The 22,584-nt window shown below is 66.5% G+C and carries 25 protein-coding genes; 5 read left to right on the forward strand and 20 right to left on the reverse strand.

Annotation, left to right across the window (positions count from 1 at the left end; genetic code table 11):
• Nucleotides 1-2 precede the first annotated feature (2 nt).
• From D5S18_RS20970 to D5S18_RS21000, 7 genes are all read right to left on the reverse strand, one after another.
• Nucleotides 3-1,247, reverse strand: a complete 1,245-nt coding sequence (locus D5S18_RS20970) for a cytochrome P450 family protein (RefSeq protein ID WP_120042730.1) — start codon at nucleotides 1,245-1,247, stop codon at nucleotides 3-5.
• Complete coding sequence (locus D5S18_RS20975; RefSeq protein WP_120042731.1) at nucleotides 1,244-1,843, reverse strand: GTP-binding protein; 600 nt, start codon at nucleotides 1,841-1,843, stop codon at nucleotides 1,244-1,246. Before D5S18_RS20975 ends, D5S18_RS20970 begins: the two co-directional genes overlap by 4 nt.
• On the reverse strand, nucleotides 1,818-2,165 hold the full coding sequence (locus D5S18_RS20980; protein WP_120042732.1) for a DUF742 domain-containing protein: 348 nt from the start codon (nucleotides 2,163-2,165) through the stop codon (nucleotides 1,818-1,820). Before D5S18_RS20980 ends, D5S18_RS20975 begins: the two co-directional genes overlap by 26 nt.
• Complete coding sequence (locus D5S18_RS20985; protein WP_120042733.1) at nucleotides 2,162-2,578, reverse strand: roadblock/LC7 domain-containing protein; 417 nt, start codon at nucleotides 2,576-2,578, stop codon at nucleotides 2,162-2,164. Before D5S18_RS20985 ends, D5S18_RS20980 begins: the two co-directional genes overlap by 4 nt.
• Nucleotides 2,578-3,966 carry an ATP-binding protein gene (locus D5S18_RS20990; RefSeq protein WP_120042734.1) on the reverse strand — a complete coding sequence of 463 codons (1,389 nt, stop codon included), beginning with the start codon at nucleotides 3,964-3,966 and terminating at the stop codon, nucleotides 2,578-2,580. Before D5S18_RS20990 ends, D5S18_RS20985 begins: the two co-directional genes overlap by 1 nt.
• A gap of 473 nt (nucleotides 3,967-4,439) precedes the next feature.
• Nucleotides 4,440-4,886, reverse strand: coding sequence for a DUF4291 family protein (locus tag D5S18_RS20995; protein WP_120042735.1), 447 nt, complete (start codon nucleotides 4,884-4,886; stop codon nucleotides 4,440-4,442).
• A 130-nt stretch (nucleotides 4,887-5,016) separates the two neighbouring features.
• Entirely contained in the window at nucleotides 5,017-5,865 is an 849-nt protein-coding gene (locus tag D5S18_RS21000; RefSeq protein ID WP_120042736.1) for an SAM-dependent methyltransferase, read from the reverse strand.
• A gap of 407 nt (nucleotides 5,866-6,272) precedes the next feature.
• Here D5S18_RS21000 and D5S18_RS21005 point away from each other — a divergent pair, with 407 nt between their 5' ends.
• Nucleotides 6,273-6,941 (forward strand): TetR/AcrR family transcriptional regulator, encoded by a 669-nt coding sequence (locus tag D5S18_RS21005; RefSeq protein ID WP_120042737.1) that lies wholly within the window; start codon nucleotides 6,273-6,275, stop codon nucleotides 6,939-6,941.
• 35 nt (nucleotides 6,942-6,976) lie between these two features.
• Here D5S18_RS21005 and D5S18_RS21010 read toward each other — a convergent pair whose 3' ends face one another.
• The 5 genes from D5S18_RS21010 to D5S18_RS21030 are packed head-to-tail and all read right to left on the reverse strand — an operon-like array spanning nucleotide 6,977 to nucleotide 11,637.
• On the reverse strand, nucleotides 6,977-8,059 hold the full coding sequence (locus tag D5S18_RS21010) for a hypothetical protein (protein ID WP_120042738.1): 1,083 nt from the start codon (nucleotides 8,057-8,059) through the stop codon (nucleotides 6,977-6,979).
• Between the two features lie 46 nt (nucleotides 8,060-8,105).
• On the reverse strand, nucleotides 8,106-8,657 hold the full coding sequence (locus tag D5S18_RS21015) for a hypothetical protein (RefSeq protein ID WP_162500984.1): 552 nt from the start codon (nucleotides 8,655-8,657) through the stop codon (nucleotides 8,106-8,108).
• Between the two features lies 1 nt (nucleotide 8,658).
• A complete protein-coding gene (locus D5S18_RS21020; RefSeq protein ID WP_239003901.1) occupies nucleotides 8,659-9,789 on the reverse strand; it encodes a hypothetical protein in 1,131 nt (376 codons plus the stop codon).
• Between the two features lie 25 nt (nucleotides 9,790-9,814).
• Entirely contained in the window at nucleotides 9,815-10,243 is a 429-nt protein-coding gene (locus D5S18_RS21025) for a FixH family protein (RefSeq protein ID WP_203236835.1), read from the reverse strand.
• Complete coding sequence (locus D5S18_RS21030; RefSeq protein WP_239003902.1) at nucleotides 10,240-11,637, reverse strand: DUF8832 domain-containing protein; 1,398 nt, start codon at nucleotides 11,635-11,637, stop codon at nucleotides 10,240-10,242. The genes D5S18_RS21025 and D5S18_RS21030 overlap by 4 nt, the downstream gene beginning before the upstream one ends.
• A gap of 191 nt (nucleotides 11,638-11,828) precedes the next feature.
• Between D5S18_RS21030 and D5S18_RS21035 the strand changes: the two genes are divergently transcribed.
• Nucleotides 11,829-13,007 (forward strand): sensor histidine kinase, encoded by a 1,179-nt coding sequence (locus D5S18_RS21035; protein ID WP_120042919.1) that lies wholly within the window; start codon nucleotides 11,829-11,831, stop codon nucleotides 13,005-13,007.
• Nucleotides 13,004-13,651, forward strand: coding sequence for a response regulator (locus D5S18_RS21040; protein ID WP_120042739.1), 648 nt, complete (start codon nucleotides 13,004-13,006; stop codon nucleotides 13,649-13,651). The genes D5S18_RS21035 and D5S18_RS21040 overlap by 4 nt, the downstream gene beginning before the upstream one ends.
• On the opposite strand, the gene D5S18_RS21045 is transcribed toward D5S18_RS21040, so the two are convergent.
• The 4 genes from D5S18_RS21045 to D5S18_RS21060 all read right to left on the reverse strand — a co-directional run bounded on the left by D5S18_RS21045 (nucleotide 13,635) and on the right by D5S18_RS21060 (nucleotide 17,106).
• On the reverse strand, nucleotides 13,635-14,486 hold the full coding sequence (locus D5S18_RS21045) for a serine/threonine-protein kinase (RefSeq protein WP_120042740.1): 852 nt from the start codon (nucleotides 14,484-14,486) through the stop codon (nucleotides 13,635-13,637). The two genes, D5S18_RS21040 and D5S18_RS21045, sit on opposite strands and share 17 nt — an antisense overlap.
• A gap of 7 nt (nucleotides 14,487-14,493) precedes the next feature.
• On the reverse strand, nucleotides 14,494-15,945 hold the full coding sequence (locus D5S18_RS21050; protein ID WP_120042741.1) for an AfsR/SARP family transcriptional regulator: 1,452 nt from the start codon (nucleotides 15,943-15,945) through the stop codon (nucleotides 14,494-14,496).
• Between the two features lie 60 nt (nucleotides 15,946-16,005).
• Complete coding sequence (locus tag D5S18_RS21055; RefSeq protein ID WP_147404040.1) at nucleotides 16,006-16,656, reverse strand: hypothetical protein; 651 nt, start codon at nucleotides 16,654-16,656, stop codon at nucleotides 16,006-16,008.
• A gap of 159 nt (nucleotides 16,657-16,815) precedes the next feature.
• The gene (locus tag D5S18_RS21060) at nucleotides 16,816-17,106 is read right to left on the reverse strand and encodes a hypothetical protein (RefSeq protein ID WP_120042743.1); all 291 of its coding nucleotides are present in this window, start codon (nucleotides 17,104-17,106) and stop codon (nucleotides 16,816-16,818) included.
• A gap of 23 nt (nucleotides 17,107-17,129) precedes the next feature.
• Here D5S18_RS21060 and D5S18_RS21065 point away from each other — a divergent pair, with 23 nt between their 5' ends.
• Complete coding sequence (locus D5S18_RS21065) at nucleotides 17,130-17,387, forward strand: hypothetical protein (protein ID WP_120042744.1); 258 nt, start codon at nucleotides 17,130-17,132, stop codon at nucleotides 17,385-17,387.
• Between the two features lie 47 nt (nucleotides 17,388-17,434).
• Here the strand turns inward: D5S18_RS21065 and D5S18_RS21070 are convergent, their stop codons facing one another.
• From D5S18_RS21070 to D5S18_RS21080, 3 genes are all read right to left on the reverse strand, one after another.
• Nucleotides 17,435-17,827 (reverse strand): helix-turn-helix domain-containing protein, encoded by a 393-nt coding sequence (locus D5S18_RS21070; RefSeq protein WP_120042745.1) that lies wholly within the window; start codon nucleotides 17,825-17,827, stop codon nucleotides 17,435-17,437.
• A 35-nt stretch (nucleotides 17,828-17,862) separates the two neighbouring features.
• Nucleotides 17,863-18,732 carry an SAM-dependent methyltransferase gene (locus tag D5S18_RS21075; protein ID WP_120042746.1) on the reverse strand — a complete coding sequence of 290 codons (870 nt, stop codon included), beginning with the start codon at nucleotides 18,730-18,732 and terminating at the stop codon, nucleotides 17,863-17,865.
• A 226-nt stretch (nucleotides 18,733-18,958) separates the two neighbouring features.
• A complete protein-coding gene (locus D5S18_RS21080; protein ID WP_120042747.1) occupies nucleotides 18,959-19,801 on the reverse strand; it encodes a TetR-type transcription factor C-terminal domain-containing protein in 843 nt (280 codons plus the stop codon).
• Between the two features lie 151 nt (nucleotides 19,802-19,952).
• On the opposite strand from D5S18_RS21080, the gene D5S18_RS21085 reads away from it, so the two are divergent.
• A complete protein-coding gene (locus D5S18_RS21085; protein ID WP_120042748.1) occupies nucleotides 19,953-21,593 on the forward strand; it encodes a long-chain-fatty-acid--CoA ligase in 1,641 nt (546 codons plus the stop codon).
• 4 nt (nucleotides 21,594-21,597) lie between these two features.
• Here the strand turns inward: D5S18_RS21085 and D5S18_RS21090 are convergent, their stop codons facing one another.
• Complete coding sequence (locus D5S18_RS21090) at nucleotides 21,598-22,491, reverse strand: TIGR03621 family F420-dependent LLM class oxidoreductase (protein WP_239003903.1); 894 nt, start codon at nucleotides 22,489-22,491, stop codon at nucleotides 21,598-21,600.
• Nucleotides 22,492-22,584: the final 93 nt, after the last annotated feature.

Genomic DNA, 22,584 nt, shown 5'->3' on the forward strand with positions numbered 1-22,584 from the left:
CCTTAATACACATGCAACGGCGGTGACTTCGGAAAGGTGACCGGGAGGGACACCAGAGCTCGATGGAAGGGTCCTGGCCGCCACACCAGATGTTCGGGCCGAACGGACAACCGCATCTCTGGCAGCGCGTCGAGAAGTTGATCGATCGCGTCCTGCACCACCAGGTAGGCCACCGACCGCGCCGGACAGGCGTGCGGACCGACACTCCACGCCAGATGCGAACGATTGTCGGTGTAGTCGCCGGTGTCGATAGCCGGATCGTTGTTGCATCCGGTCATGCTGATCACCACCGGCTGATGCGCGGGCAGCCACACCTCGTCGATGAGTATCGGCTGCTTGGGATAGCTGATGCAGTAGTTGGCCATCGGCGGGTCGGTGAACAGCACCTCGTCCAGCGCATCGCGGGTGGATAGACTGCCGCCCAACACATTTCCCGCGAAACGATCGTCGGTGAGCATCAGCAGCAGCGTATTGACGATCAGATTCTGCTGCGGTTCGATACCCGCGCCGTAGAGGGTGACGAGCTGATGGATCATCTCCTCGTCGGACAGGCCCGCCGAATGCGCGATGAGCCGGGAGGTGACATCGTTCTCCGGCTGCGCGCGCTTGAGCCGGGTCAGCTCGAACAGCGCGTCGGCGATCATCTGATTGGCCTGGTCGGTTTCGACGCCCTCGAAAAGGTCCGCCATGGCGGTGGATACCTGCTGACCGAGATCGGGCGGGCACCCGAGAATGGCATTGAGCACCGCGAAGATCAGCGGATAGGCGTACTGGCCGATGAGATCGGCACTGCCATCGCCCACGAAATCATTGATGAGCGGGATCGCGAGCTGCTCCACCGTGGAATGCAGTGCGTGCAAATCAATTTCGCCGATGGCCGCGGTATTGGCCTGACGCAGGCGCAGATGTTCGAGTCCGGCGCTGCGCAGCGCGTTGGGCCGCCACCCCAGCATCGGCAGCAGCGGACAGTCGGCAGGCATCTCGCGCTGCCACAGGCGCGGATCGGCCGGAAAATGCTCGGGATCATTGAGAATTCGCAATGCGGTGTGATAACCGATCACCAGGGTGGCGGGTAGGCCGGGCGCGAGATCGATCGGCACCAGCGAACCGAATCTTTTGCGCATATGCCGGTAGGCGGTATGCGGATCGGCGGCGAATTCTTCGGAATACAGGGCAACCCGCGGTCCGTCGGTATTGATCGGCGACCCGTGCGCCGGGCCGCCATTGAGGGACTGGGGTGGAATCACTGACTGCCTTCCATGCGATGGAATAGGTATTCGACGAGGGTGATCAGCGAACGCAGACAGGTCCCCCGATCGCGCGCATCCAAAATCGTCAACGGTGTATCGGGTGTGAGATCCAGCGCGTCGCGCACCTCGGAGAGCGGATAGGCGGGCATGCCCTCGAATTGGTTGACGGCCACCGAATACGGCACCCCGCGCTCCTCGAGCACCGCGAGCACCTCGTCGGCCTTATCGATGCGTCGGGTGTCGACGAGCACCAGCGCGCCGAGCGCACCGCGCGCCAACTCCTCCCACAGCGGCACGAATCGCTGCTGTCCCGGCGTGCCGAACAGATACAGGGCCAGCTTGGGACTCAGCGTGATACGACCGAAATCCATCGCCACCGTGGTGGTCGACTTACCGGACAGCCCGGCCATATCGTCCACGCCGACGCTGGCCTCGGTGATGGTCTCCTCGGTGCGCAGCGGCTTGATCTCCGACACGCTGCCGACGAAAGTCGTCTTGCCGACTCCGAAATTGCCCGCCACCAATAACTTGACCGACCTGATCACCGTCTCGGGGACGTAGTCGACCTCAGACGGCGAGAGCACGGAGCCCATTGAGTACCTCCTCCAAGAGGGCCAGGTCCGGCAGCGCCTCGGCCGGGGTCGGTGAACTGAGGTGTCCGCTGTCGAGAAGATCGGAGGCGATGATCTTGATCACCGACGGCGGTTGATCGAGGTAGGCGGCGATCTCGGCGATGGACAGCGATCCGCGCCGGACCACATCCATCACCCGGCGCGCATCGGCGCTGGCGCCCTGCGCCGGATCACCACTGGCGACCACGAGGGTGACCAGATCGAGGTCACGCGTGGCCCGCGAGCGTCCCCCGGTGCGCACATACGCGCGCACCAGGTCTGGATCGCGACGTGGCCTGCTCATGGCACGTCAGCTCTCCTGCGCGGTTCCGCCCCCAACTCGCGGCCCACCCGGCCCGCGAGCTCGTTCATTCGGTGCGCGATGAGACCCACATCGATATCGCTGTAGGTCGAAACACCGAGCAGCGCACCCTCGCCCGCCGCGGTGATCATGATCATGCCGCTGTCGTACTCGGTCATGTTCTGACGCACCGCGCTCGCGGGGCCGCCGCAGAACTCGCTGAGCGCCTTCCCCAAGGAACGCAGCCCGGAGGCGGCGGCCGCGAAACGCTCGGCATCATCCTTGGCCACGCCGGACGAATGCGCGATCCGCAGGCCGTCCTCGGATAACAGGACCGCGAAACGAACCCCTGGCACTTGAAGATCCTCGAGTAGCCAGGCCAACTTGTTACCGCTGTCGGTTGCCGGTGTGCCCATCAGGAACTCATCCCTTCGCTCTCATCGGATACGGCGGCACGGCCGCTCTTGGATCCGGTCTGCCAGGCGGCCGCGATTTCCGGACGCGCCAGACCGGGGTCGGTGCGCGGGCCGTCGGCCCGCAGCGCGGGCGACACCTCCCGGCGACGCCGCTTGGGCAGACCGCCATTGGTGATGTCGTGCACCGCGAACGGCGGCTCCTGGGTGTACTCCTCACCGTTGGGGCTGCTGGTCACCATGACCGGCTCCGACACTCGGGCCGGTTCGATGAACTGGTGCTGCGGTAGGGGTTCGGACGTCGCCTGCGGCGTAACAAGAAGCGCCTCCGGGATGTAGACCATGGCGCGCATGCCGCCGTACGCGTTCGGGCCGTCGATGTAGACCGTGAAACCGTAGCGGCGGGCCAGCGCGGCGATACCGGGAAAACCGACCTTCGGCGAGGGGCCGAGCTGATGGATATCGACCGGGCGCTCGTTGGCGAGCACCTGCCTGGCCTCCTCCATCTGCTCGGAGTTCATTCGCACGCCCGCGTCGTCCACGATCACCGTGACCCCGTGATGACCCTCCTGGAAGGAGATGTCGACATAGGAGGTGGGTGGGGAGTAGCGCAGCGCGTTGTCGAGCAGGGTGGCCAGGGTGTGCACCAGCGGTTCGACCGCGCGGCTGATGACAATGCGATCGAGCTGATTCGGGCGCACCCGCAGATAGTCGCGGACGCGGCCGATCGCGCCGCCGACCACGTCGGTGAGCGACTGGGCGGGCCAGCGGCGTCCGGGCAGACCACCGGAGACGATCACATAGGACTGGGCCTGGCGGATCATCTGCTGGACGGTGTGGTCGATGCGGGTCAGGGTGGCGTACACCTCGTCGTCGCGGTGCTCGCGCAGCGCGGCGCTGACCACCTGGCCGACATCGGCACCGAGGCTGACCACGGAGGTGCCGAAGGAGCGCACCGCCGCGCTGGTCGCTTCGCGGGCGGTGTTGTTGATCTTGCCGCGCACCGCGTCCTCGGCGGTGACCACGGCCTGCTGGGTGTGCTCCTCGGCCTCGTGGACCGCGCGCTCGCGCGCCTCGGCCTGCACCACGCGCAGGTCGTCGGCACTGCGTTCGGCGATCCAGCGCAGATACTGGGCGAAGCGCGAATCCTCCAGTCCCGCGGGCAGGTCCACGGCGGGAGCGGTCTCGAAGCGGCGCACCGCGTCGGTGACCGAGGGTAGTGTGGTGACGGCGAAGTGCTCGAGGGCGTCCTCACGGGCGCGCTGTTCGCTCGTCAACTCGTCGATCCGGACCTTCTTGCTCCGTCCGGACCACGCCGCGTACCACACCGCGGCGAGTACGAGGACGGCAGCGATGATCCACGGAAGTACCACGGCCATATCCAAATTCATCAATTCTCTCGTCGTCGACCGGCTCGAGGATCGCCCGGAAATCTGACCACGTCACGAGGGGGATGGCGGGCAGGGTGCTCCCAGTACAGTCTCGTCTCACCTTCCTCACACCGACCCTCACCGATCAGCCCGGATGCGGTCCGCGTCGGACACCCGGCGACCCGCGATCCCGCACCGCGCGGCGCACCGCCTCACAGTGCCTGCGGGACAGGCGATTCCGCCCACAGTTGGACCCGCCAGCAACCCGGAGCCCGACGATTGGATCACCCTAGCAGGGTTATCGATCACACTCGACGGATCACCCGACATGCCTTACCAATGACAACGTTTCGCATGATCACGACCCGCAACGGCCGAGTTGTCTTGTGCACAACCCCATCTCGCCGCACCCGCGCACCTTGCGGTTACCGATCGGTTGTTTCTCCGGAAATGACCCGGCAAGTATTGGGCTATGACATCGATTGTGATACCGGTCACTCTCCCCAGGTCGGGGAGACGTCCACGCGAAACGCCAGGTCCGCGTCGAGCGGATACGAACGCTCGGGCGGCAGTAGCGGTTTGGCGCGATCGACGTTCCCCGCGCGCAGATGCTGCGCCATCCGGTGCGCCACCGGGGTCATATCCCTTATCTCAACCGTCCAGTCCGCCACATACCGCTCGATAATGTGACGGGAAAGCCCCACCTGGATGCTGCGATGGGCCAACTTGCCGCCGCGCAGCGCGTATTCGGGATCCCACTGGACATGCACCGGCGCCCGCTTGAACCGCGCCCGCCACTCGTTCGCGTCCTTGTATATCCGTCGCACCGGACTTGTCAGCACCGCCTCCCCCAACGCCGCCGCCGCGATCTCCGGCCCGAACGCCTGATAAACCACGATCGTCTCCCGATCGAAGTCGGCCCGAATCTCCCGCTGTTCCATGCACCGAAACGCTAGATCTCCCCCGCCGGGTCCGCCACCAAATTTCTTGCACACAAACCCATTTGACAATTCCGCGATGGGTGATCGATGTTCTTCCGACCGGAAAGGTCAGGTGAATAATTCCTACGCTTCAAAGCTTTTGAGCGAAAGCGCAGTGTTCCAGTTCGAGAATGGGGCCGGGGCGATTCGATTCGGTGAGGTATTTGATTCGAAAATCGGCGGCGGACTGCTGTTCCAGCAGGTTCCAGCCGTATTCGGCCAGGAGGGGGGCGACAGCTTCCGGGGCTATCCCATACAGCCAGATGCCCTTGTCGACCATGCTGTGGCGCAGGATTGGGGTGCCGTAGTCGGCGGTGCCGTCTATGAAGTCGGCGCTGACGAAGGTGAAGCCGAGGCGGCTGCCGGGGGCGGCGTGCGAGAGGGAGGACAGGGTGGTGCGGACGGCGGATTCGGTGAGGTACTGGGTGACGCCCTCCCACACGAAGACGGTCGGGAATTCGGCGCGATAGCCGTGGGCGTCGAGAACGGTTGCCAGGTCATCCTTTTCGAAGTCGATGGGGACCAGGGTGACATTCGCCGGGATGGTGGCGCGGGCGCGCTTGGCAGCGATATTGCGCGCCTGATCCACTTCGAAGACCGGAGTGTCGCACGCCAGGCGGCGACCGCGGGTATCGAAGCCTGCCCCGAGGATCACCACCGACCGACAGCCCGCGGCAAGGGATTCGACCAGGGCGTCGTCGAAATACCGTTTGCGGCACAGCATCCAGAGCCACAACCCTGATGCCTGCCGCTCGACCGCGGACACCAGCGCCCGCCGCAGTGGCGGCCACTTGGCGGCCGCCACCAACCACCGCGCGGCCAGGGGCAGCATGCCGAGGGCCAAGTCATCGGTGATCAAGCGCCGTTCGGGTGGTTCGTACTGTTCGATCGCGGTGACCAGCATCGGACCGACCGCGGTCTTGGCCGCTTTCTCCGCCATCTGCGCCTCCCTGGGTGCCGTTATTCGCCAGGGTAGGTCGGCGTCGGGGCCGAACGAGGCAGGATACGCCGACCGCGTGTCGCCCCCTCTCGAAGGCAACCCCTGCGCTCACAACGAATTCACCAGTGCCGCATACTCTTACGCATGTATGGCCATTGTTCGGCCGATTCGGGGCCGGGGCGGGGTGGATTCTCGGAGCCGAGAGCCAATAGTTTCAGCAGCGTAACCGAGGTCATCGGGCAGGTGGGGTGCGTCCGAAAAGGTCTATCGGGTATTCCGCTGGGCCGCACCCGAACCGAACCGCCGGTGGCAACACCCCATAATGGGGTCCTTGCCGGGCTCGAGTCGCGGGTCCTGGCGTCGGGGAGCGTTCGAGTCGACCCGACGGGACGCGAAAGAGGGAATGGATGCCCGAAGAGCAGTTGCGCGCGAACCCACCGGAGCACACCGGTTTCGCCGAACGGCACCGGATCACCAGGGCGGCCGTCATGACCTCGCAGCGCGGCAGGCTCATCGGAGCGATGGTGGAATGTGTTGACCGCAAAGGGTATTCGGCGACGACGCTCAGCGATATCGTCGGCAGCGCCCGCGTCTCGCGCAGCACCTTCTACGAGCATTTCACCAATAAGGAGCAGTGTTTCGTCGAGGCGGTGCACACCGGGATCGAGATCGTGGCCTCGCGCATCGCCGACGAACTGGTGCGTTTACCGGCCGATGCCACCGCCTCGTCCAAGATCTCCTGCATGATCACCACCTACTGTCACACGGTGGCCAGCGAATCCGATTTCGCGCGGGTGGTCTTGGTCGAATCGTTCAAGGTCGATCAGGCCGCGGTGGCCTATCGCGATCTGGCGGCGGACCGCTTCACTCAGCTCTATCGCGCCTTCTACGCGCAGGCCCGCACGGCCGATCCGACGCTGCCGGAACTCGCGGAGACGCATATCGCCCTCATTCCCGACGCGATCGGGGAACGCAGCCGCCGCATTGTCGTCTCGGAGGGTCCGGATCGGGTTCCGGAGCAGTCGGGCACCTTCATAGATTTCGCGCACACGGTCCTCGGTCTGGTGCGTACGTAGTGGTCGTCCCGGACCATCGAGTCCGGGACGCCGACTTACTCTCCGACCGCGGCGTAGTAGCGCGTCCGGAAGCGAATCAGCATCCACAGCAGCAGTGCCTCGGCGATCGCCGTGAAAACGGTGAGGAACTGGCTGAAGTAGCTCGCCAGCACATTCACCACGGTGAGCGAGACGAGACTGGACCAGATACCCAGGCGTACACCGAGTTCCGTGCGACCTCGGGTCCAGAGCACCGCGGCCGCACCGTATCCCAGCGCCACGACCACCTGCGCCACGGCCGCGATACCAAGGCCGACAAGGGATTTCCAGCCGTGATTCTGGCTCGGATCGAGCAGGTGATCGAGTTCCCGCCATGGTGTGTGCCAACCCGCCATCACCACCACCGCGAGCACCAACCGCAGCAGTGTCCAGATCGCGTGCGCGAACATGACGGCGATGAGCAGCGCGCGCAGCAGCGGCAGCGGTAGCAGCGCCGCCTCGACACGGGTCGCGGCGCGCACCACGCGGGTCATCAGCGCGGGACGGGTGTCCTCGTGGGCGGCCTTCAGATAGTCGGTGAGCGCGGTGCACAATTCCACCATCTCGGGTCCGAATGTCCTGCGGTCCAACCGATTCAGTTGGTCGAGTAGTTGATCGCGGCGTTGCGGGCCGATGCGCGCGCCGACCTGATCGCCGACCTGTTCGGTGATCTCGGCCAAAACCAGTGCGGGCGGCCGTTTCCTGGTGCGCGCGGCATAGCGTGCCACCAGCACGATCAGCAGGAAGGCCAGGTAGATGATCGGCGCGGCGAGCGGGAAGAAGTAGTTGTTGTCGGCGGTGATGAATTTGCCCACCTCGTCGATGAACAGCCCGAGCCCGACTCCGGACAGCACCGCCGCGGTGGTGAGCGCCGTGCGCCCGATGAGCAGCAGCATCATCAGGCAGGCGATGACCAGCAGCAGTCCACCGAACAGCGCGTGCGCGATGTGGTAGGTGTTGCCACCGATCTTCGGATAGCCGGAGGCCATCAGGTACAGCCGGGTGATCACCACGGTGAGCCCGAATCCGACGGCCATCACCGTCACCAGCCGGCCGGCTTCGGACCGCCACCGCATTCTGCTCACCCGCGTGCCGAACATCAGGACACCATGGCACACGGGGTGGTTCGTCGACCAGCGAACCGCGCTACAGCGGTGTCTTCGCCGCCATCCGTCCCGGCCGCACCCGCCGCCAGCACACCGCGAGCAGGCCGATCAGAGCCAAGAGCGGCAGTGAGCACACCGCCCAACTGAGCGCTATCGGCGGACCGGGCTGATCCAGCACGGTCAGGTTCTCCAACCTGCCCTCGCCGTGACCGGCCGGACCATCGATCTTGAAACCAATGGTGTAGGTGCCGGGGGCGTCGAGTGAGCGCACATCCAGACCCCAGTCATCGCGCTGGCGGGGATGGCGGACCAGTGGCTCATTGCGATCCTTGCGTTTGATACCAGGTCCGGTCATCATCAACGCGCCCGATTTCCCGGCGATCCCACCGTCAGGACTGAAGGTGAAGTCCAATGACTGCATGGCGCGCAGCGGCCAGACCGAGAAACCGAGGGTCACGTCGTAGGGTCCGGCTTTGATGTGTTCGGTGTGCACGATGGTCACCGGGGTGACCGCCGAGGCGGTAGTGCCCGGCAGCAGCAGCATCAGCAGTGTGATGCCCAAACAGGCTGCGAGGGAACGGACTACCCGCATCTCATGCCTCCGTTCGTTCGCGGTAGCGCAGCATCAGCGCCAGTCGGTGACCGAGGAATCCGGCGAGCGCGCCGATCGGGATCCCCCAGAGCGCGGCCATGATCACAAAATTCACCGGCGGCAGCGGATAATTCGCGAACATCGATCGTTGCGCGGCCATGGTGGATCCGATGATCACACCGCCGAGCGCGCCCAGCGCCACAGGCACCAGCCTGCCGGACCAGCCGCGGCGCCCGGCCAGTAGGCGAATCGCGTCGACAGCCAGCGCGAAGACGATCAGAAACATCGGCAGTGCGGCGGGAATGGGTGGCAGTCGCCCCTCGATCCCGTCGCGCAGCGGCAATCCGACCCAATCCGCGTAAACCCTTGCCGCCCAGGGTGAGAAGAACCACAGGACGACCTGCATGACACCGGCCGACATCGCGACCGCGGTGGCGCCGAACGGTCGGCGCAGCACCCCCGCCGCCAGCACCACCAGCAGCACCACGAAGAAGATGGTGCCGAGCAGGTGCGGGTCGATCGGCAGATGGAGCACCTGAAATGCCAACGCCGTGATCGGAGTGAAGGTCATGAGAATCGGCACCGCGACCGCGATCCCCGCACGGCCCCACCGTTCCTCGCGCGCGGCGGCGAAAACAATGACACTTCCCGCCATGGTGATGGACATGGACAGAAACAGCGCGATATGCGGCGGTGAGTTCAGCACCGCGTCGAATCCGTAGATGGAATGCCACATCAGATCGAGCAACCCGTACAGCAGGAACGAGGCGGCGCCGGTGCCGGCGACCAGATAGCCCAGTGGCGCGGTGAAGTATCCGCCGAATACCCTTACGGGCGCGCCGCCCCCCAGTTGGCCCGCAGAACGCCCGGCGCGCTGGGCAGCAGTGGCCCGCAGCACCATCGCCAAGCCGGCGAATCCGGCGATGGCACTGCCGGAGTAGAGGAATAGGTGCGGCAGAGTGAAGAAGGTGTCGGGGCCGACATCGTCGTGCCACTGCACATCCCAGCTCAACCCGATCAGGGTCACCAGGGTGCCCAGCAGCACCGCCACCGCACCCGCTTGTTCGGCGTCAAGACGCACCGCCGATCGGGATCGGCTCAGCTCACCCGCGTGGGTCGCCGAGATATCCATGAAAGATCCTTTCTCACTTGATTTTTCAGGTACCGACCTGGACGGGGACGGACAGCCGGTCGGTGCCGCCCCGGTCGACCAGGGTGACGGTGATCTGCCACTGACCCGTCATGGTCAGCGCAACACCTTCGGCCCGAAAGTGACCCGCCTCGGTGGGCGTGGCGACCACCGCGCCGATCGCATGGCCCATCATGGCCATGACAGGTTCCACCCGCACCTGATCGGGCGCGGCGGGCTGCCCTTGCGCATCCTTGACGTCGAGCTCCACCGTGGTGGTGCCGACGCGCAGATTCGAGGCGGTGAGCACCACCGAATGCCGCGCGCTGGTGGCGGACACCACCATTGGCCCCTCGGGCGCGGGCCACAGCGACCACACCAGAACCACTGCCGCGGCGAGCACAGCCAGTCCGACCACCAAGCCGACCCCGCGCCTGCGCGGATGTTCGATGGTCACGGCGTTACCTCGACTGTGAACGGCACGGTCAACACCTGGTAGCCGCGCTCGGCCTGAATCCAGATCCGGTAGCGGCCCGGCATGGGGAACAGGTAGGTAAAGGGTACGGCAGGACCGAGATTCGCCACCGATTCATCGGGTGAGCTGTCGCCATTGGCGGGCGCGGTGTTGTAGAGCAGGGAGCCCGCGCGCCCGGTCATCGAGTGGACGTGGGCCAGCAGCGGGGCGCGCTGGGTGGCACTGCCCGCGGGTTCGGCCGGATTCAGCGGACCGGCGACGATCATGTGCCCGGTCATCCCCAGCCAAGGTTGCAGATCGGCCGCAGTGCCGAAAGTCGCGGTCAGCGAGGTGGGCGCCCCCAATGACGCTGCTGCCACGGTGGAGACCGTGACGTCTACCGGGTTGCCGTTGATCAGGTGCGTACCCGGTCCGGCAGGAACGGTGACGGGAACCGGTGTGCCCTCGCCGATATCGAATCCATCGGCGACCCGGACCTGCTGCACGCCGCCGCCGCGCCGGGAGAATTCGGCGGCCACCGCGTAGTGTCCCGGCTCCGGCGCGGGCAGGCCGACCTCGTAGCTACCGGGAGCGGTGCGGATCGGATGCAGGTGCCACAGTGTGCCGGAGGGGGCGATCAGCAGCAGATGCACCAGTGCGCTGTCGTGCACGACCAGGTCGTCCACCGGATAACCCGTTGCGGCGTCGGTGAGTTCGAAGGTCAATCGGGGTCCGTCGGGCGAAGACTGCGCCGCCGCCGTCAGATTCGCGGGCGGCCGGGAGAAATTCGTGATGGGTGGCTGGATTCGAGTGTAGGGATCGGTCACATTGCCGACCGTCGGATCCAACTGCGCGCCCGGTTGCGGCGGCAGCGGGAACAGCACCGAGAGGATCGCGGCGGTGACGGCGACCGAGATTCCGGCGACCAGTCCCCCGGCCGGAATCAATGCCCAACCGCCGCGCCGAGTCCGGGTCGCGACGATCACCGTGAGCACCAGACAGATTCCGGCCGCGGCGAATCCGCCGTAGACGACGCGTTCCGGCGGCGAGGTCACCTGGGGACTCGCCAGGAAGGGGATGCGCGCGACATGCTGTCCATCGTCGATGGCCAGTTCCCACGGACCCGCTCGATCGATCTCGAGCGTGGTGCTGTACATCCCTGGCGTGCCGGGCAATTCGACGCTCGCGCGCGGCACATCGCCCGGTGTGCCGCCGGTGCACAGCCCGGTGAGCGCCAGCCGCCCCGGTCGGTCCCCGACGTGGCTGACCACATCGATCCGCAGCGGACCTGGCACCGAGGTCAGTCGCCGCAGGATCACCGTCAACTCCCGCCCGCCGAGGCTCTGGGCGACCTGAACATCACCGCCCGAGGACGGACTATCCGCCCGCGCAGGCACTCCCGGTCCGATCAAGATCAGACCGACACCACACAGGACCCCACAGAGACTCGCGATTCTTCCGCGAATGGTATGCATCATCGACCACCACGCTAGAGACGAAAGGCCGGTCATACATCACCGCAGAAGGTGAGTGCCCGTCCCTCCCGAGGGTGATGTTCGAACAACACCTGTGTCAGGATTCGGCGGATATGGATACAGCGGCAGTGGGCTCGAGAAAGCCGAACAACGTGAAGAGCCTGGCCAGGCAGTCCCAATTGGTCGCGCTGGGCTGCCTGGTGGCCGATGTGGGCTGGATTCTGCGGGTCTTCGATGAGATGGCGGGCCAGTGGGTGTACTGGGTGGTGATCGGCCTGATCGTCGTCGCGGATCTCGCGCTCATCGCGCCCGCTCAATACTCGAGTCAGGTCGCAGTGCTGAACGTGGCGGTTATGCTGATCGCCGAGGTGCTGTTGGCAGGCACGATCGCCACGCACGGGCACAACGACACCGGCACGATGATCGCAGCCTATCGGGTCGGCGCGTGGTCGCGCGGGTGGCCGGGGGCACTGGCCATTGCCACACTTTTCGGCGGGGAGATCGCCACGCGAATGCTGGGCAGTCACTACGATCTCGCGGTGCTGCTGCTCATCGGACTGCGCGGTGCGGCGCTGCCCTGGCTGGTCGGCCGGTACACCACCGCGCGCCGCGCCCACCTCGCCGAACTCGATCGCAAGGCCGACAACGCCCGCCGCGACGCCCAAGCGGCCATCGCGCAGGCGGTGGCCGATGAGCGCCGCGCCATCGCGCTGGACCTGCACGATATGGTCTCCCACCACGTCAGCGCGATCGGCGTGCACGCGGGCGCGGCGCGGCTGGGCATGGGCACGCCGACGGGTGCGCCGATCCTGGAGCGGGCGCTGAACGAGGTGGAGGGGTCGAGCCGGGCGGCGATGGCCGATCTGCGCCGCATGCTGGATCTGCTGCACGGGACCGACGAGGACGGCGCACGGCAACCGGGTCTGGCCAATCTCGACGAATTGATCGACGGTGTGCGTGCGGCCGGACTGCAGGTGCTGGTGGAACCGACCGGTGACGGTCCGGTTCCCGGTTCGCTCGATATCGCCCTGTACCGCATCACCCAGGAGATGCTCACCAACGCACTGCGCCACGGCGCGGGTCCGGTCCGGCTGCGCATCGATCGCGGGCACGACACCCTGACCCTGTCGAGCGAGAATCGACTGCAGACCCGGTCGGCTCCCGCCGAGTCATCGGGTCGCGGTTTGGCCGGGATACACCGTCGCGCCGTCCTTTTCGATGGAAAGGTGGACTACGGCATCGAGGACGGCGTTTGGCACACCACCGTCACCTTCCCGCTGGCGGTGTCATGACCCTGCGCATTCTCCTGGTGGACGATCACGCCACGTTCCGCTCCGGATTGCGGCTCGCGGTGCAAACCCAGCCCGATATGACCTGCGTCGGCGAGGCGGGCGACGGCCGCACCGCCATCGCCGAAGCTCTTCGGCTGCGGCCGGATATCGTGCTCCTCGATATCCGCATGCCCAAACTCGACGGGCTCGCCGCCGCGGAGGCCATACTCGCCGTGCCCGGTACGGGGGTGCGTGTCGTCGTGCTGACCACCTACGACATAGACGACTACGTCTATCGCGCGCTGCGGGCCGGGGCCAGCGGCTTCCTGCTCAAGAGCATGCCGACCGCGGAACTCGTCGCGGCGCTGCGCGTCGCGGCGCGCGGTGACGCACTGATCGATCCCACCGTCACCCGGCGGCTGATCGAGCGTTTCACCGCATCTCTGGCGCCGCGACCGGAGCCGGTCGGTTTGGACCGGCTCACCGCGCGCGAACGCGAGGTGCTCGGGCGGTTGGCCGAGGGCAAAGCCAATGCCGAGATCGCGGCGGCGCTCGGCGTCAGCGAGGAGACGGTGAAAACCCATGTCTCCCGGATACTTTCCAAGCTCGGGCTGCGGGATCGAGTGCAGGCGGTGGTCTACGCCCACGTCAACGGTTTGGCCTGAGCCGTGGTGGATCCGCATCGCGCAAAGCGCGGGTGATCAGCCGAATCGGTTCGGCGCACGAGGCGTAGCGGGCTTCGGGTCGCTTCGCCAGCGATTTGGCCAGGATCGAATCGACCGCGTGCGGTATCCACGGCCGACGCCACGACACGTCGGGCGGTGCGCTGCGCAGGTGCGCGGTCAGCACCGCGCGGCGACTCGGCAGCGGGAAAGGCGGGTGGCCCGTGAGGAATTCGATGGCCGAGCAAGCCAGCGAGTATTGATCTGCCGCAGGCGTCGGCGCGGCGCCGGCGAGCACCTCGGGCGCGGCATACGGCAGTGACCCAACCCCGACCGGCGCCCGCGACCGGGGGCCGGTCCATCCCCTGGCAATGCCGAAATCGGTGAGCACACCCGAATCCCCCTCCCCCACAAGCATATTCGTCGGCTTGACATCGAGGTGCACCAATTCGAGGCCGTGCAGGTAGTCCAGTGCGTCGGCGACGCCCGCCAATACCCGAAGCACCCGCGCGATCTCGATACCGCCACTCGGGCGCGCCACCAACTCCCCCGCGCAGCCACCGGGAAAATAGGGATAGGCCAGCCACAGCATCGCCTCCCATTCCCCATGCCCGTAGATCGGCGCGATGTTCGGGTGCCGCAATCCGCCCGCGATCACGATCTCGTTCCGGAAACGGCGCCGCACCTCGTCGTCGCCCGCCACCGCGACCTTCAGTGCCACCAACTCCTCCCGCACCGCGTCCTCGGCCAGATACACCTCGGCGGATCCACCGACGCCCAGGAGCGCACGCACCGAATAGTCGCCGAATCGGTCCCCGATCCGCAGGACATCCGACATATCTCCATTATGGGCATCCGACTCGCCGCGCCAGTTGGGCCACGGTGAACATGCGGGTCAAGCCCGCGGCGAGTTCGATGCCCAGGGGAATCCAGTCCACCGAGGCGCAGACGGCCCATGCGGAGGCCAGGTCGACCCCGATCAGCGGCCCGGCCGCGCGATCGGCGAAAAGTTCCAGTCCCGCACCGTGGTTCAGCGGCCCCACGGCGATCCTGAGTTCACCGCGTCCGCCGAGCGGGCGCCGCGAGGTGGTCAGCACCGTCAGGCCCGGTGCGGCGCGCAGCAGAGCGGCTACCAGGTCGCCGATACCGTCGGCGAGGTGGTCGGCATTGTCGAACAGCAGCAGTCCGCCGCGGAGGGCGTTCGCGGCCGCGCAGAGGTCGGGGTCGTGGTCCACGCCCACCGCGCGGGCGATCGCCCGCCCGACGCTGTCCGGGTCGGACAGCACCGACAGGTCGGTGTAGACGACAAGGCGTCCCGTCGCGGCGGCGCGACGCGCGGCCTCGATGGCGAGCCGGGACTTGCCGCTGCCCGGACCACCGACCAGCGTTGTCGCGCCGGACTTCTCGAGTCGAGCCAGCAGCGCGGGCAGTGCGCGACCACGCCCGACGAAACTATTGGTTGGCGCGGGAAGCGATGTGGCGGAAGCGGTTTCGGCGGAGGGCAGCACCGAGCGGTTGCGCGGTCGGCGCAGCGCCGGATCATGGTGCAGGATGCGCTGTTCCAACTCCACCGTCTCCGGGGCCGGATCCACACCGAGTGCGCGAACCAGGCCGCGGCGCAGCCGGTGCAACCGGTCGAGCGCATCGCCCTGGGCTCCGGTGCGGTAGAGCGCGAGCGCGTGCACCCTGGCCAGCGGCTCGTGCAGTGGATCGGCCCCCACCAGGCCCGCCAGTTCGGTGACGACCTCGGTATCGGCCCCGAGCCGCAATCCGGCCTCCAACCCGGCGACCACCAGACCGAGCCGCCATTGCTCCAGCCGCGCCGCCTCGACGGCGGCGAACGGCGCGGTCACCACATCTGCCAGCGCGGGCCCCCGCCACAGCGCCGCCGCCGCCCGCGCGGACCGGCGCACCTGCGCGCAGCGACCCGCGCGGGCGGCGGCGTGCAACCGCTGGGCGATATCCTCGGCCACCCGCAGATCGGACACCTCGACATCGGCACGATAACCGCCGGGCGTCCGCGTCACCGCGCACGCGCACTCACCCAATGCGGCACGCAGCCGAGAGACCAGCACCCGCAGTCGGGGCGCGGGACGGGTCAGGTACCCGTCGCCCCAGAGATCGGCCACCAATCGCGCGTCCGGAACCGGATTGGTGCGGGCCAGCGCCAAACGAACCAGCAGCGCCCGCTCGAGCGGGCGCGCCACTTCGAGGACCCGGTCGCCGTCGAATACTTCGATCGGGCCGAGAATACGCAGCCGGACGCGGCATTCGGACCCGTCCCGGTTGATCGTCATACCTGTATTTCGGGCCGCGCGGGCGCGGTGCGGAAGATTCGGGTCGGCTGGGCGGACCGGTCAGGACGCGATGGTCGGCCAGGGATAGAACGCCAGGTGCAACAGCAGGATCACCAGTAGCGCCAGCAGAACCGCCGCGACCGGATGGGCGCGCCGCTCGAGATAGCCGATGGTGCGGAACAGCGTCGGGAACGGCACCTCGCGGCGGAACAGCGCCAGCACACTCGGCACGACGATCCACATGAGCGCGATCAATCCGTAGAGGACGTACGCGCCGAGATAGGAGTCGGGATGGATCCTGCCCTCGGCCACGGCCACCGCGATCCCCACCGCGTAGGAGGCGACCGACGCAAGCAGGTAGCCCTCGAAGTTCACGTAGCGCACCGACGAGATATCCGTTGTCACACGGCCGTTCGCGGTGAGTTGGCGGCCGTTGACCACCTTCGGCTCGGTTGGATCACCGCGCAGTTGCGCCACCGCGTAGTAGGCGAGCACGACGATCACGAACACCACCAGCAGTCGAACCCAGTTGTGCTGCACGGCAAGATGGCCGATGGTCGCGGAGATGGTCGGCCACGGCCCGAGCCGGAACACCGACGCCAACTCCGGAACGGCGATGGCCACCCCGGCCAACCCCCACATCGCATATCCCCAAAATTCGGCCGAGCGAGCGATTATCGGCGCGCCTGCCCTGCCCACCGCTTCTGTCATGTAGTTGGTGTACCACCGAACGCCCCCGCTCACTCACCCGCGCGCGAACCGATATCCTCCGGCGGCCCGTTCGTGACGGACCCGGCGAGCGCGCTGCGCTATCGCCGGTACGAATCCTACCGATCGTCCGAACATCCCCCCGATTCGGACTTACCGAAATCAAGCAAGCCTTGCCATTCCCCTTCGATGCTTATTCCAGACGGAAGAGATCTCGATCGCATTCACGGCGAGCGCATTCGGAATTTCCTGCGCGCCACCTTGGACGAACACATCCGCACCGAGTTGGTCGTCGATGTGCACGGCGGACTCCCCTCGGACCCGGTGGCCACCCGCGCCGGTGTACTCGATGTGGCCCGCATTCGCGCGCTGAACCGCGGCGGCATCCCGAATCCCGCGCTGGTCGAGCGCTTTTCCCGCCCCTTCGCGGGCAGCCTCACCCTGTTCGGGCATCGCGGCGTCGCCGCGCGAACCACTTGGCCGCAACTGCGGCGGAACTCGCCGCCTACGCCGCGATCGGCCCCATCTTCCAATCCGGCATCATCCGCGCCGCGGGCCGCGACCAGGACCGCGCCTCCGCCGTCTACGTGACCTGCTACCAGATCGGCATCGCCTCCGGATCGGCCTGCGGCGCAGCCCTTCTCGGTCTCTCGCTCACCTGGCTCCCCCTGACCACGCTCGCGGGCACGCTCATCGCCTTCCTCGGCATCACCAGATCGCGGCACGTCTACTAGGACTGCCTCCGCCTTTGCTCCGGCCGTGCGCAGGTCTATTGCGCCCGCTACGCGGCAGGCCAGCGACTGGCTACATTGTCACGGAAGTCCGGGCAGGTGTGCAGTTCGGCATCGAGGGGGCAGCTGATCAGAGTGTCGAGATAGGCGCGGGCGGAGGTCAATGCCGCGATCTGTTCCTCCATCTCGACCATCCTGGCCTTCACCACCGTGCGCCAATCCGGTTCTGCCCCTGCCTCATCCAGGACGGCGGCGATCTCGCCGACGCGCAATCCGACGGCACGACAGGTGGCGATGAGCGCGATGCGGAAGACCTCTTCCTCGCCGTAGTAGCGCCAACCCGCCCGCCGACGCGGCGTCAACAGACCCCGCCGCTCCCAATAGTGCAGGGTCGAGGGTCGCAGCCCGAAGCGGCGGGTGACCGCGCCAATGGGGACGTCCATCAATCGACGATAACATCGAATAAGGTACGCCTTAGTCAGTGGCGGATCGCACTCAGGAAGACCGAGCTGTCGAACATCGGCGCGTATTCGGGCGGGATCTCCGGCATGGGTCGGTGGTAGCGCTCGGCCAACTGCGGCGTGGTGGTCATCTCGACCGACCAGCCGTGCGCGGTGAACCACGCGTCCGGATCGGCGCGCTCGTCCACGTAGACGAGTTGTCGCAGATCGATTCCGGTGAAGGCCGGGCACAGCGCCTGGAATTTGCCGATATCGGCCATGGCCGACGGGTCGGTGAGCATCTCGGTGGCCAGGCTGCTGCCGGGCGCCGAGAGTCGGTCGATCCGTTCGAACAGCGCGTCCTGCGCCGGACCGGGCAGATACGGCAGCAGCCCCTCGGCACTCCACACCGTCGGGGCCGCCGCGTCGAATCCGGCGGCGACGAGGGCGGCGGGCCAGTCCGCGCGCAGGTCGATCGGCACCTCCACGCGCCGCGCCGCAGGCTGCGATTCGGTCAACACCCGCGCTTTGAATTCCAGCACCCGCGGCTGATCGAGTTCGAAGACGACCATCCCCGCGGGCCAGTCCAGCCGGTAGGCCCGCGCATCCAGTCCGGCCGCGAGAATCACCGCCTGACGCACTCCGGCCGCGGCCGCCGCCGAGAAGTGATCGTCATAGAACTTGGTCCGAAAACCCATGAGCGCCACCGGTACGCCCGTGTCGTCCAACTGGTCCCGCACGAATTTCCGCATACCTTCGTGTCCGGCCGCCTCCACGAAACGCGCCGCGTATTCATCGTGCACCAGCGCGTCCGGACGGGTGGTAGCCAAGGCCCGCGCTGCCGCCACACCCAACGCCGTGACGCCGACGCTGCTGACGATGTCCCAGGTATCTCCCTCAGTGCGCACGACATTCTCCTCTGCTCAAACCCCCTGAGAGACAGGTGTTCCAGTCGAGCTCGACACCCCATTCGATCTTAGCCCCGCCGTCGGGCGCGGGTCGGATCAATCGTCGGGACAATCCAGCAGTCGCTGAAGTATCGTCCGCAACGCGCCTCCACTCGCGGCGCCGTGCACGGCTGAAGGGTAAACCCCGTCTCGGCGGGAGGAAATCAGCGAAACGTACCGCCCGACCTCACCGCGCGGATGCCCGCAGCAGATCGAGCGCGAACCCTACATACTGTCTGGCTATATCTTCCGGCCCGGAAGGACCACCGGGACGCCACCAAGTGGGCAGCGCGGTGCAGAGGGTGACGGCTGAGCGGGCGGCCTCATGGGGTAGATCGGCGCGGAAGTGTCCGGCGAGAACAGCCTGTTCGACCTCGTGGTCGACCATACGCTGCTGGGCATTGCGGCGGGCCGCGATCTGGCGGTGGTTGCTCGGGGTGAGGCTGCGCATTTCGGCGGCGCCGACGAATCCCAGTTCGCGGCGGTGGGTGTGGAAGAGGGCGAGGTTCTCGATGAGTAGACAGAAGCGTTCGACCGGGTCACGGCCCGCGGCCCTGGCCGCCTTCGAGCGGGTGAGCAGTTCGGACATGGTGTGTTCGAGGATGTTCAGCAGCATCTGCTGTTTGCTCGCGTAGTGGTGGTAGATCCCGGAAACCGACAGGTCGGCGCGGGTAGCGATGCCGCGGACGGTGGCGCCGTGGTAGCCGACCTCGAGGAATTCGGCGAGGGCCGCGCGCAGGACCGGATCGAACTCGAGTCGACCATAGACGCGCCAATCGGATTGGATAGGTGAATCTCTCTGGTGCGCAACAAACGTGTCCGCGGCGAGGATCTCCGTCACGCTCATACCGAGTCGATCCGCGATGCGGTGCAGCCGGGTGACGCTCAGTTTGGTGTGCCCGTTCTCGATCTGGCTGAGGGTAGCCGGGCTCACCTCGATCATCGCCGCGAGCGCGCGCAAGCTGATTCGGCGCGACTGCCGCGCCGCGCGGATCCGCGCGCCGACCGCCTCCTCGTGGGGAAGGGCCATCCGGAACTCCCATCATGCGTGTTTGATATATCTAAACATGCCAACCATAGGACAAACGCGAAAGTTGACGACTGCCAGCGTGACCCGCATCATGGCTGAACATCTACCGAACGATCGCTCGGCCGGGTAGGTGCCAGACGAGGAGGCGAGGATGACCGACTACGACCGCAGACCATGGCTCGCGCGCTACACCCCCGGCCACCCCGCCGAGATCGAACCCGAGTATCCGAACACTGTCGCCATGTTCAAGGCCGCGGTCGCGCGCAATCCCGAGGGTGATGCCCTGCGCTACTTCGATGGCCGAATCACCTTCGCCGAACTCGACGCGATGACAGACGCTTTCGCCTCCGGACTGCTCGCGGCGGGCTTCGCCGCGGGCGATAGGGTCGCGCTCTATCTCCAGAACGTGCCCCAGTTCGTGATCGCGCAACTTGGTGCTTGGAAGGCGGGCGGCTGCACGGTCTCCATCAACCCGATGTACAAGGAGCGCGAACTCGCCGAACTCCTGACCGACAGCGGCGCAACGGTTCTCGTCTGCCTGCAATCGCTGCACCGGGACGTGGCGGCGCGGGTCGCGCCGAACACCTCGGTGCGCATCATGCTGACCACCTCCGAATTGGACCTCCAAACTCGGAACGACCAAACGGTTTTCGCGGGGATTGCCCGAATCGACTGCCCCGGCGCCACCGATCTGCTCGAGTTCCTGCAACAGCACCGCGACACGACCCCACCGCCGAGCGAACTCGGCCCGGACGATATCGCCTTCCTCACCTACACCTCGGGCACCACCGGCCCACCCAAAGGCGCGATGACCACCCATCGCAATGTGGTGTTCAACGCCCGCACCTACCGCGACTGGATCGACCTCGACGGCACGGATGTCACGCTGGGGATCGCGCCGCTGTTCCACGTCACGGGTTTGATCGGGCACATAGCCGTGTCACTGCTGACCGGTATGCCGCTGGTACTCATGTATCGGCTCGATCCGGAACTGACGCTGCGAACAGCGCGCGAACAGTCCGCGACCTTCACCGTCGGGTCCGTCACCGTGTTCATCGCTTTGCTGAATTCCCCTGCCGCGCGACGAGAGGACCTGGCCACCCTGACCAAGATCTACTCCGGTGGCGCACCCATTCCGCCGAGCACCGTTCAGGATTTCGCCGCCGCCTTCGGCCACTACATCCACAATATCTACGGGCTCACCGAAACCACCTCGCCGTCGCACGCCGTCCCGTTGGGTGCCGAGGCCCCCGTCGACCCGACCCCGGGCGCGCTCTCGGTCGGGGTTCCCGTCTACAACACCGTGGTGCGGATCGTCGGCCCGGACGGCACGGATCTGCCGCCCGGCGAGGTGGGCGAACTGGTGATCTCGGGTCCGCAGGTAGCGGCAGGTTACTGGAATAGGCCAGGGGAGCAAGCGATTTGCGATGGCACCCTGCGCACCGGTGATGTCGGCTACATGGATGCCGATGGCTGGTTCTACATCGTCGACCGGAGCAAAGACCAGATCAACGCGGGCGGTTTCAAGGTGTGGCCGCGCGAGGTCGAAGACGTCCTGTACGAGCATCCGGCCGTTCGAGAGGCGGCGGTGGTCGGGGTGCCCGACCCGTATCGGGGCGAGACCGTGCACGCGTTCGTCTCGCTCAAACCCGGTGCGGCGGTGACACCCGAGGAACTCATCGCCTTCGCGAAGCAGCGCATGGCCGCCTACAAATATCCGCGTCGGGTGGAGATCCTGGCGGAGATTCCGAAGACGGCCACCGGCAAAATCCTGCGGCGCGAACTGCGATGACCGCTCAGCGCAGCAGTTCGATCGCCTTCGCGAGTGCGGTCATATCGGTTTCCGTGACGGCGTAGTGCGAGAGGGCATATGTGTCGCGGTAGTGCCGGAGCGTATCGGCGATATCGCTCGCGGAACCGGAGAGGAAGCCGGGCAGGTGACGCAACTGCGCGTCGGTCAATCCCTGGTTGAACATTCGCGGCAGGGTGAGGTCCGGCTCACCGGATCCGTGCAGATCCACGGCCTGAATCATCAGGCCGAGTTCGATATCGGCGAAACGGGATCCGGCGGCGGCGCGCACATATTCGACGCGCTCGGCGAGCGCGGCCCTGCCCGTCTCGTCGGAATCGATGTCGGCGGGAATGTCCACCCCGGCCAGCGAAACCGTATCCGCGTGCTCGGCGGCCAAACGCACCACCCGGTTCCCGTGGCCCGCCACCAACAGCGGGATGTGACGATTGACCGCGGGCACATGGTCTTTGGCGAAGAGCGCCCGGATTTCGCGGATCGTCTCCCCCAGGTATTCGATGCGCTTGCCCCCACTGGGAAACGGCAGCCCGGCGAGTTCGAATTCGGGTTTCGCGAAGTTCGGCCCCGCACCGAGACCGACTTCGAATCGCCCGTCCGTGAGCTGGTCCACGGTGGCGATATCGCGGGCGAGCAGGGCGGGCCGATAGAAACCCGCATTGAGCACCATGGTGCCGACCCGAATGCGCTCGGTCGCCTCCGCCATGGTGATGAGGGTGGGGAACGGGGAGGTCATTCCCAGATGATCGGGTACCTGGACGACGTCGAATCCGAGGTCTTCCGCGCGCCGCGCCTTGTCCTGCCACTCTTTGCGCGAACCGGCGATGTGAACGCCGACCGCGAACCGAAAAGCACGGGATGCCATCTCATTTCGATCTTCCACAGCTCGAAGCCTACGCCCGTTCGCAAGGAGTTATCGGCGCGTGGTTTCGCACGGCCGACCGAATCCTCGACGTGTATTGCGAGATGCGACCCA

Source organism: Nocardia panacis, from assembly GCF_003598715.1.
Taxonomy (GTDB): Bacteria; Actinomycetota; Actinomycetes; order Mycobacteriales; family Mycobacteriaceae; genus Nocardia; species Nocardia panacis.

Excerpts from the sequence above, each read along its gene's own strand:
- D5S18_RS21045 (WP_120042740.1), bottom strand. The coding sequence starts at position 14,486 with ATGTCGGATGTCCTGCGGATCGGGGACCGATTCGGCGACTATTCGGTG.
- D5S18_RS21055 (WP_147404040.1), bottom strand. The coding sequence starts at position 16,656 with ATGACAGAAGCGGTGGGCAGGGCAGGCGCGCCGATAATCGCTCGCTCG.
- D5S18_RS20990 (WP_120042734.1), bottom strand. The coding sequence starts at position 3,966 with ATGAATTTGGATATGGCCGTGGTACTTCCGTGGATCATCGCTGCCGTC.
- D5S18_RS20980 (WP_120042732.1), bottom strand. The coding sequence starts at position 2,165 with ATGAGCAGGCCACGTCGCGATCCAGACCTGGTGCGCGCGTATGTGCGC.
- D5S18_RS21050 (WP_120042741.1), bottom strand. The coding sequence starts at position 15,945 with ATGACGATCAACCGGGACGGGTCCGAATGCCGCGTCCGGCTGCGTATT.
- D5S18_RS21080 (WP_120042747.1), bottom strand. The coding sequence starts at position 19,801 with ATGGCCCTTCCCCACGAGGAGGCGGTCGGCGCGCGGATCCGCGCGGCG.
- D5S18_RS21020 (WP_239003901.1), bottom strand. The coding sequence starts at position 9,789 with ATGGATATCTCGGCGACCCACGCGGGTGAGCTGAGCCGATCCCGATCG.
- D5S18_RS21060 (WP_120042743.1), bottom strand. The coding sequence starts at position 17,106 with ATGCCCGAACAGGGTGAGGCTGCCCGCGAAGGGGCGGGAAAAGCGCTC.
- D5S18_RS20975 (WP_120042731.1), bottom strand. The coding sequence starts at position 1,843 with ATGGGCTCCGTGCTCTCGCCGTCTGAGGTCGACTACGTCCCCGAGACG.
- D5S18_RS21085 (WP_120042748.1), top strand. The coding sequence starts at position 19,953 with ATGACCGACTACGACCGCAGACCATGGCTCGCGCGCTACACCCCCGGC.
- D5S18_RS21070 (WP_120042745.1), bottom strand. The coding sequence starts at position 17,827 with ATGGACGTCCCCATTGGCGCGGTCACCCGCCGCTTCGGGCTGCGACCC.
- D5S18_RS20995 (WP_120042735.1), bottom strand. The coding sequence starts at position 4,886 with ATGGAACAGCGGGAGATTCGGGCCGACTTCGATCGGGAGACGATCGTG.
- D5S18_RS21010 (WP_120042738.1), bottom strand. The coding sequence starts at position 8,059 with ATGTTCGGCACGCGGGTGAGCAGAATGCGGTGGCGGTCCGAAGCCGGC.
- D5S18_RS21000 (WP_120042736.1), bottom strand. The coding sequence starts at position 5,865 with ATGGCGGAGAAAGCGGCCAAGACCGCGGTCGGTCCGATGCTGGTCACC.
- D5S18_RS21005 (WP_120042737.1), top strand. The coding sequence starts at position 6,273 with ATGCCCGAAGAGCAGTTGCGCGCGAACCCACCGGAGCACACCGGTTTC.
- D5S18_RS21015 (WP_162500984.1), bottom strand. The coding sequence starts at position 8,657 with ATGCGGGTAGTCCGTTCCCTCGCAGCCTGTTTGGGCATCACACTGCTG.
- D5S18_RS21040 (WP_120042739.1), top strand. The coding sequence starts at position 13,004 with ATGACCCTGCGCATTCTCCTGGTGGACGATCACGCCACGTTCCGCTCC.
- D5S18_RS21035 (WP_120042919.1), top strand. The coding sequence starts at position 11,829 with ATGGATACAGCGGCAGTGGGCTCGAGAAAGCCGAACAACGTGAAGAGC.
- D5S18_RS20985 (WP_120042733.1), bottom strand. The coding sequence starts at position 2,578 with ATGGGCACACCGGCAACCGACAGCGGTAACAAGTTGGCCTGGCTACTC.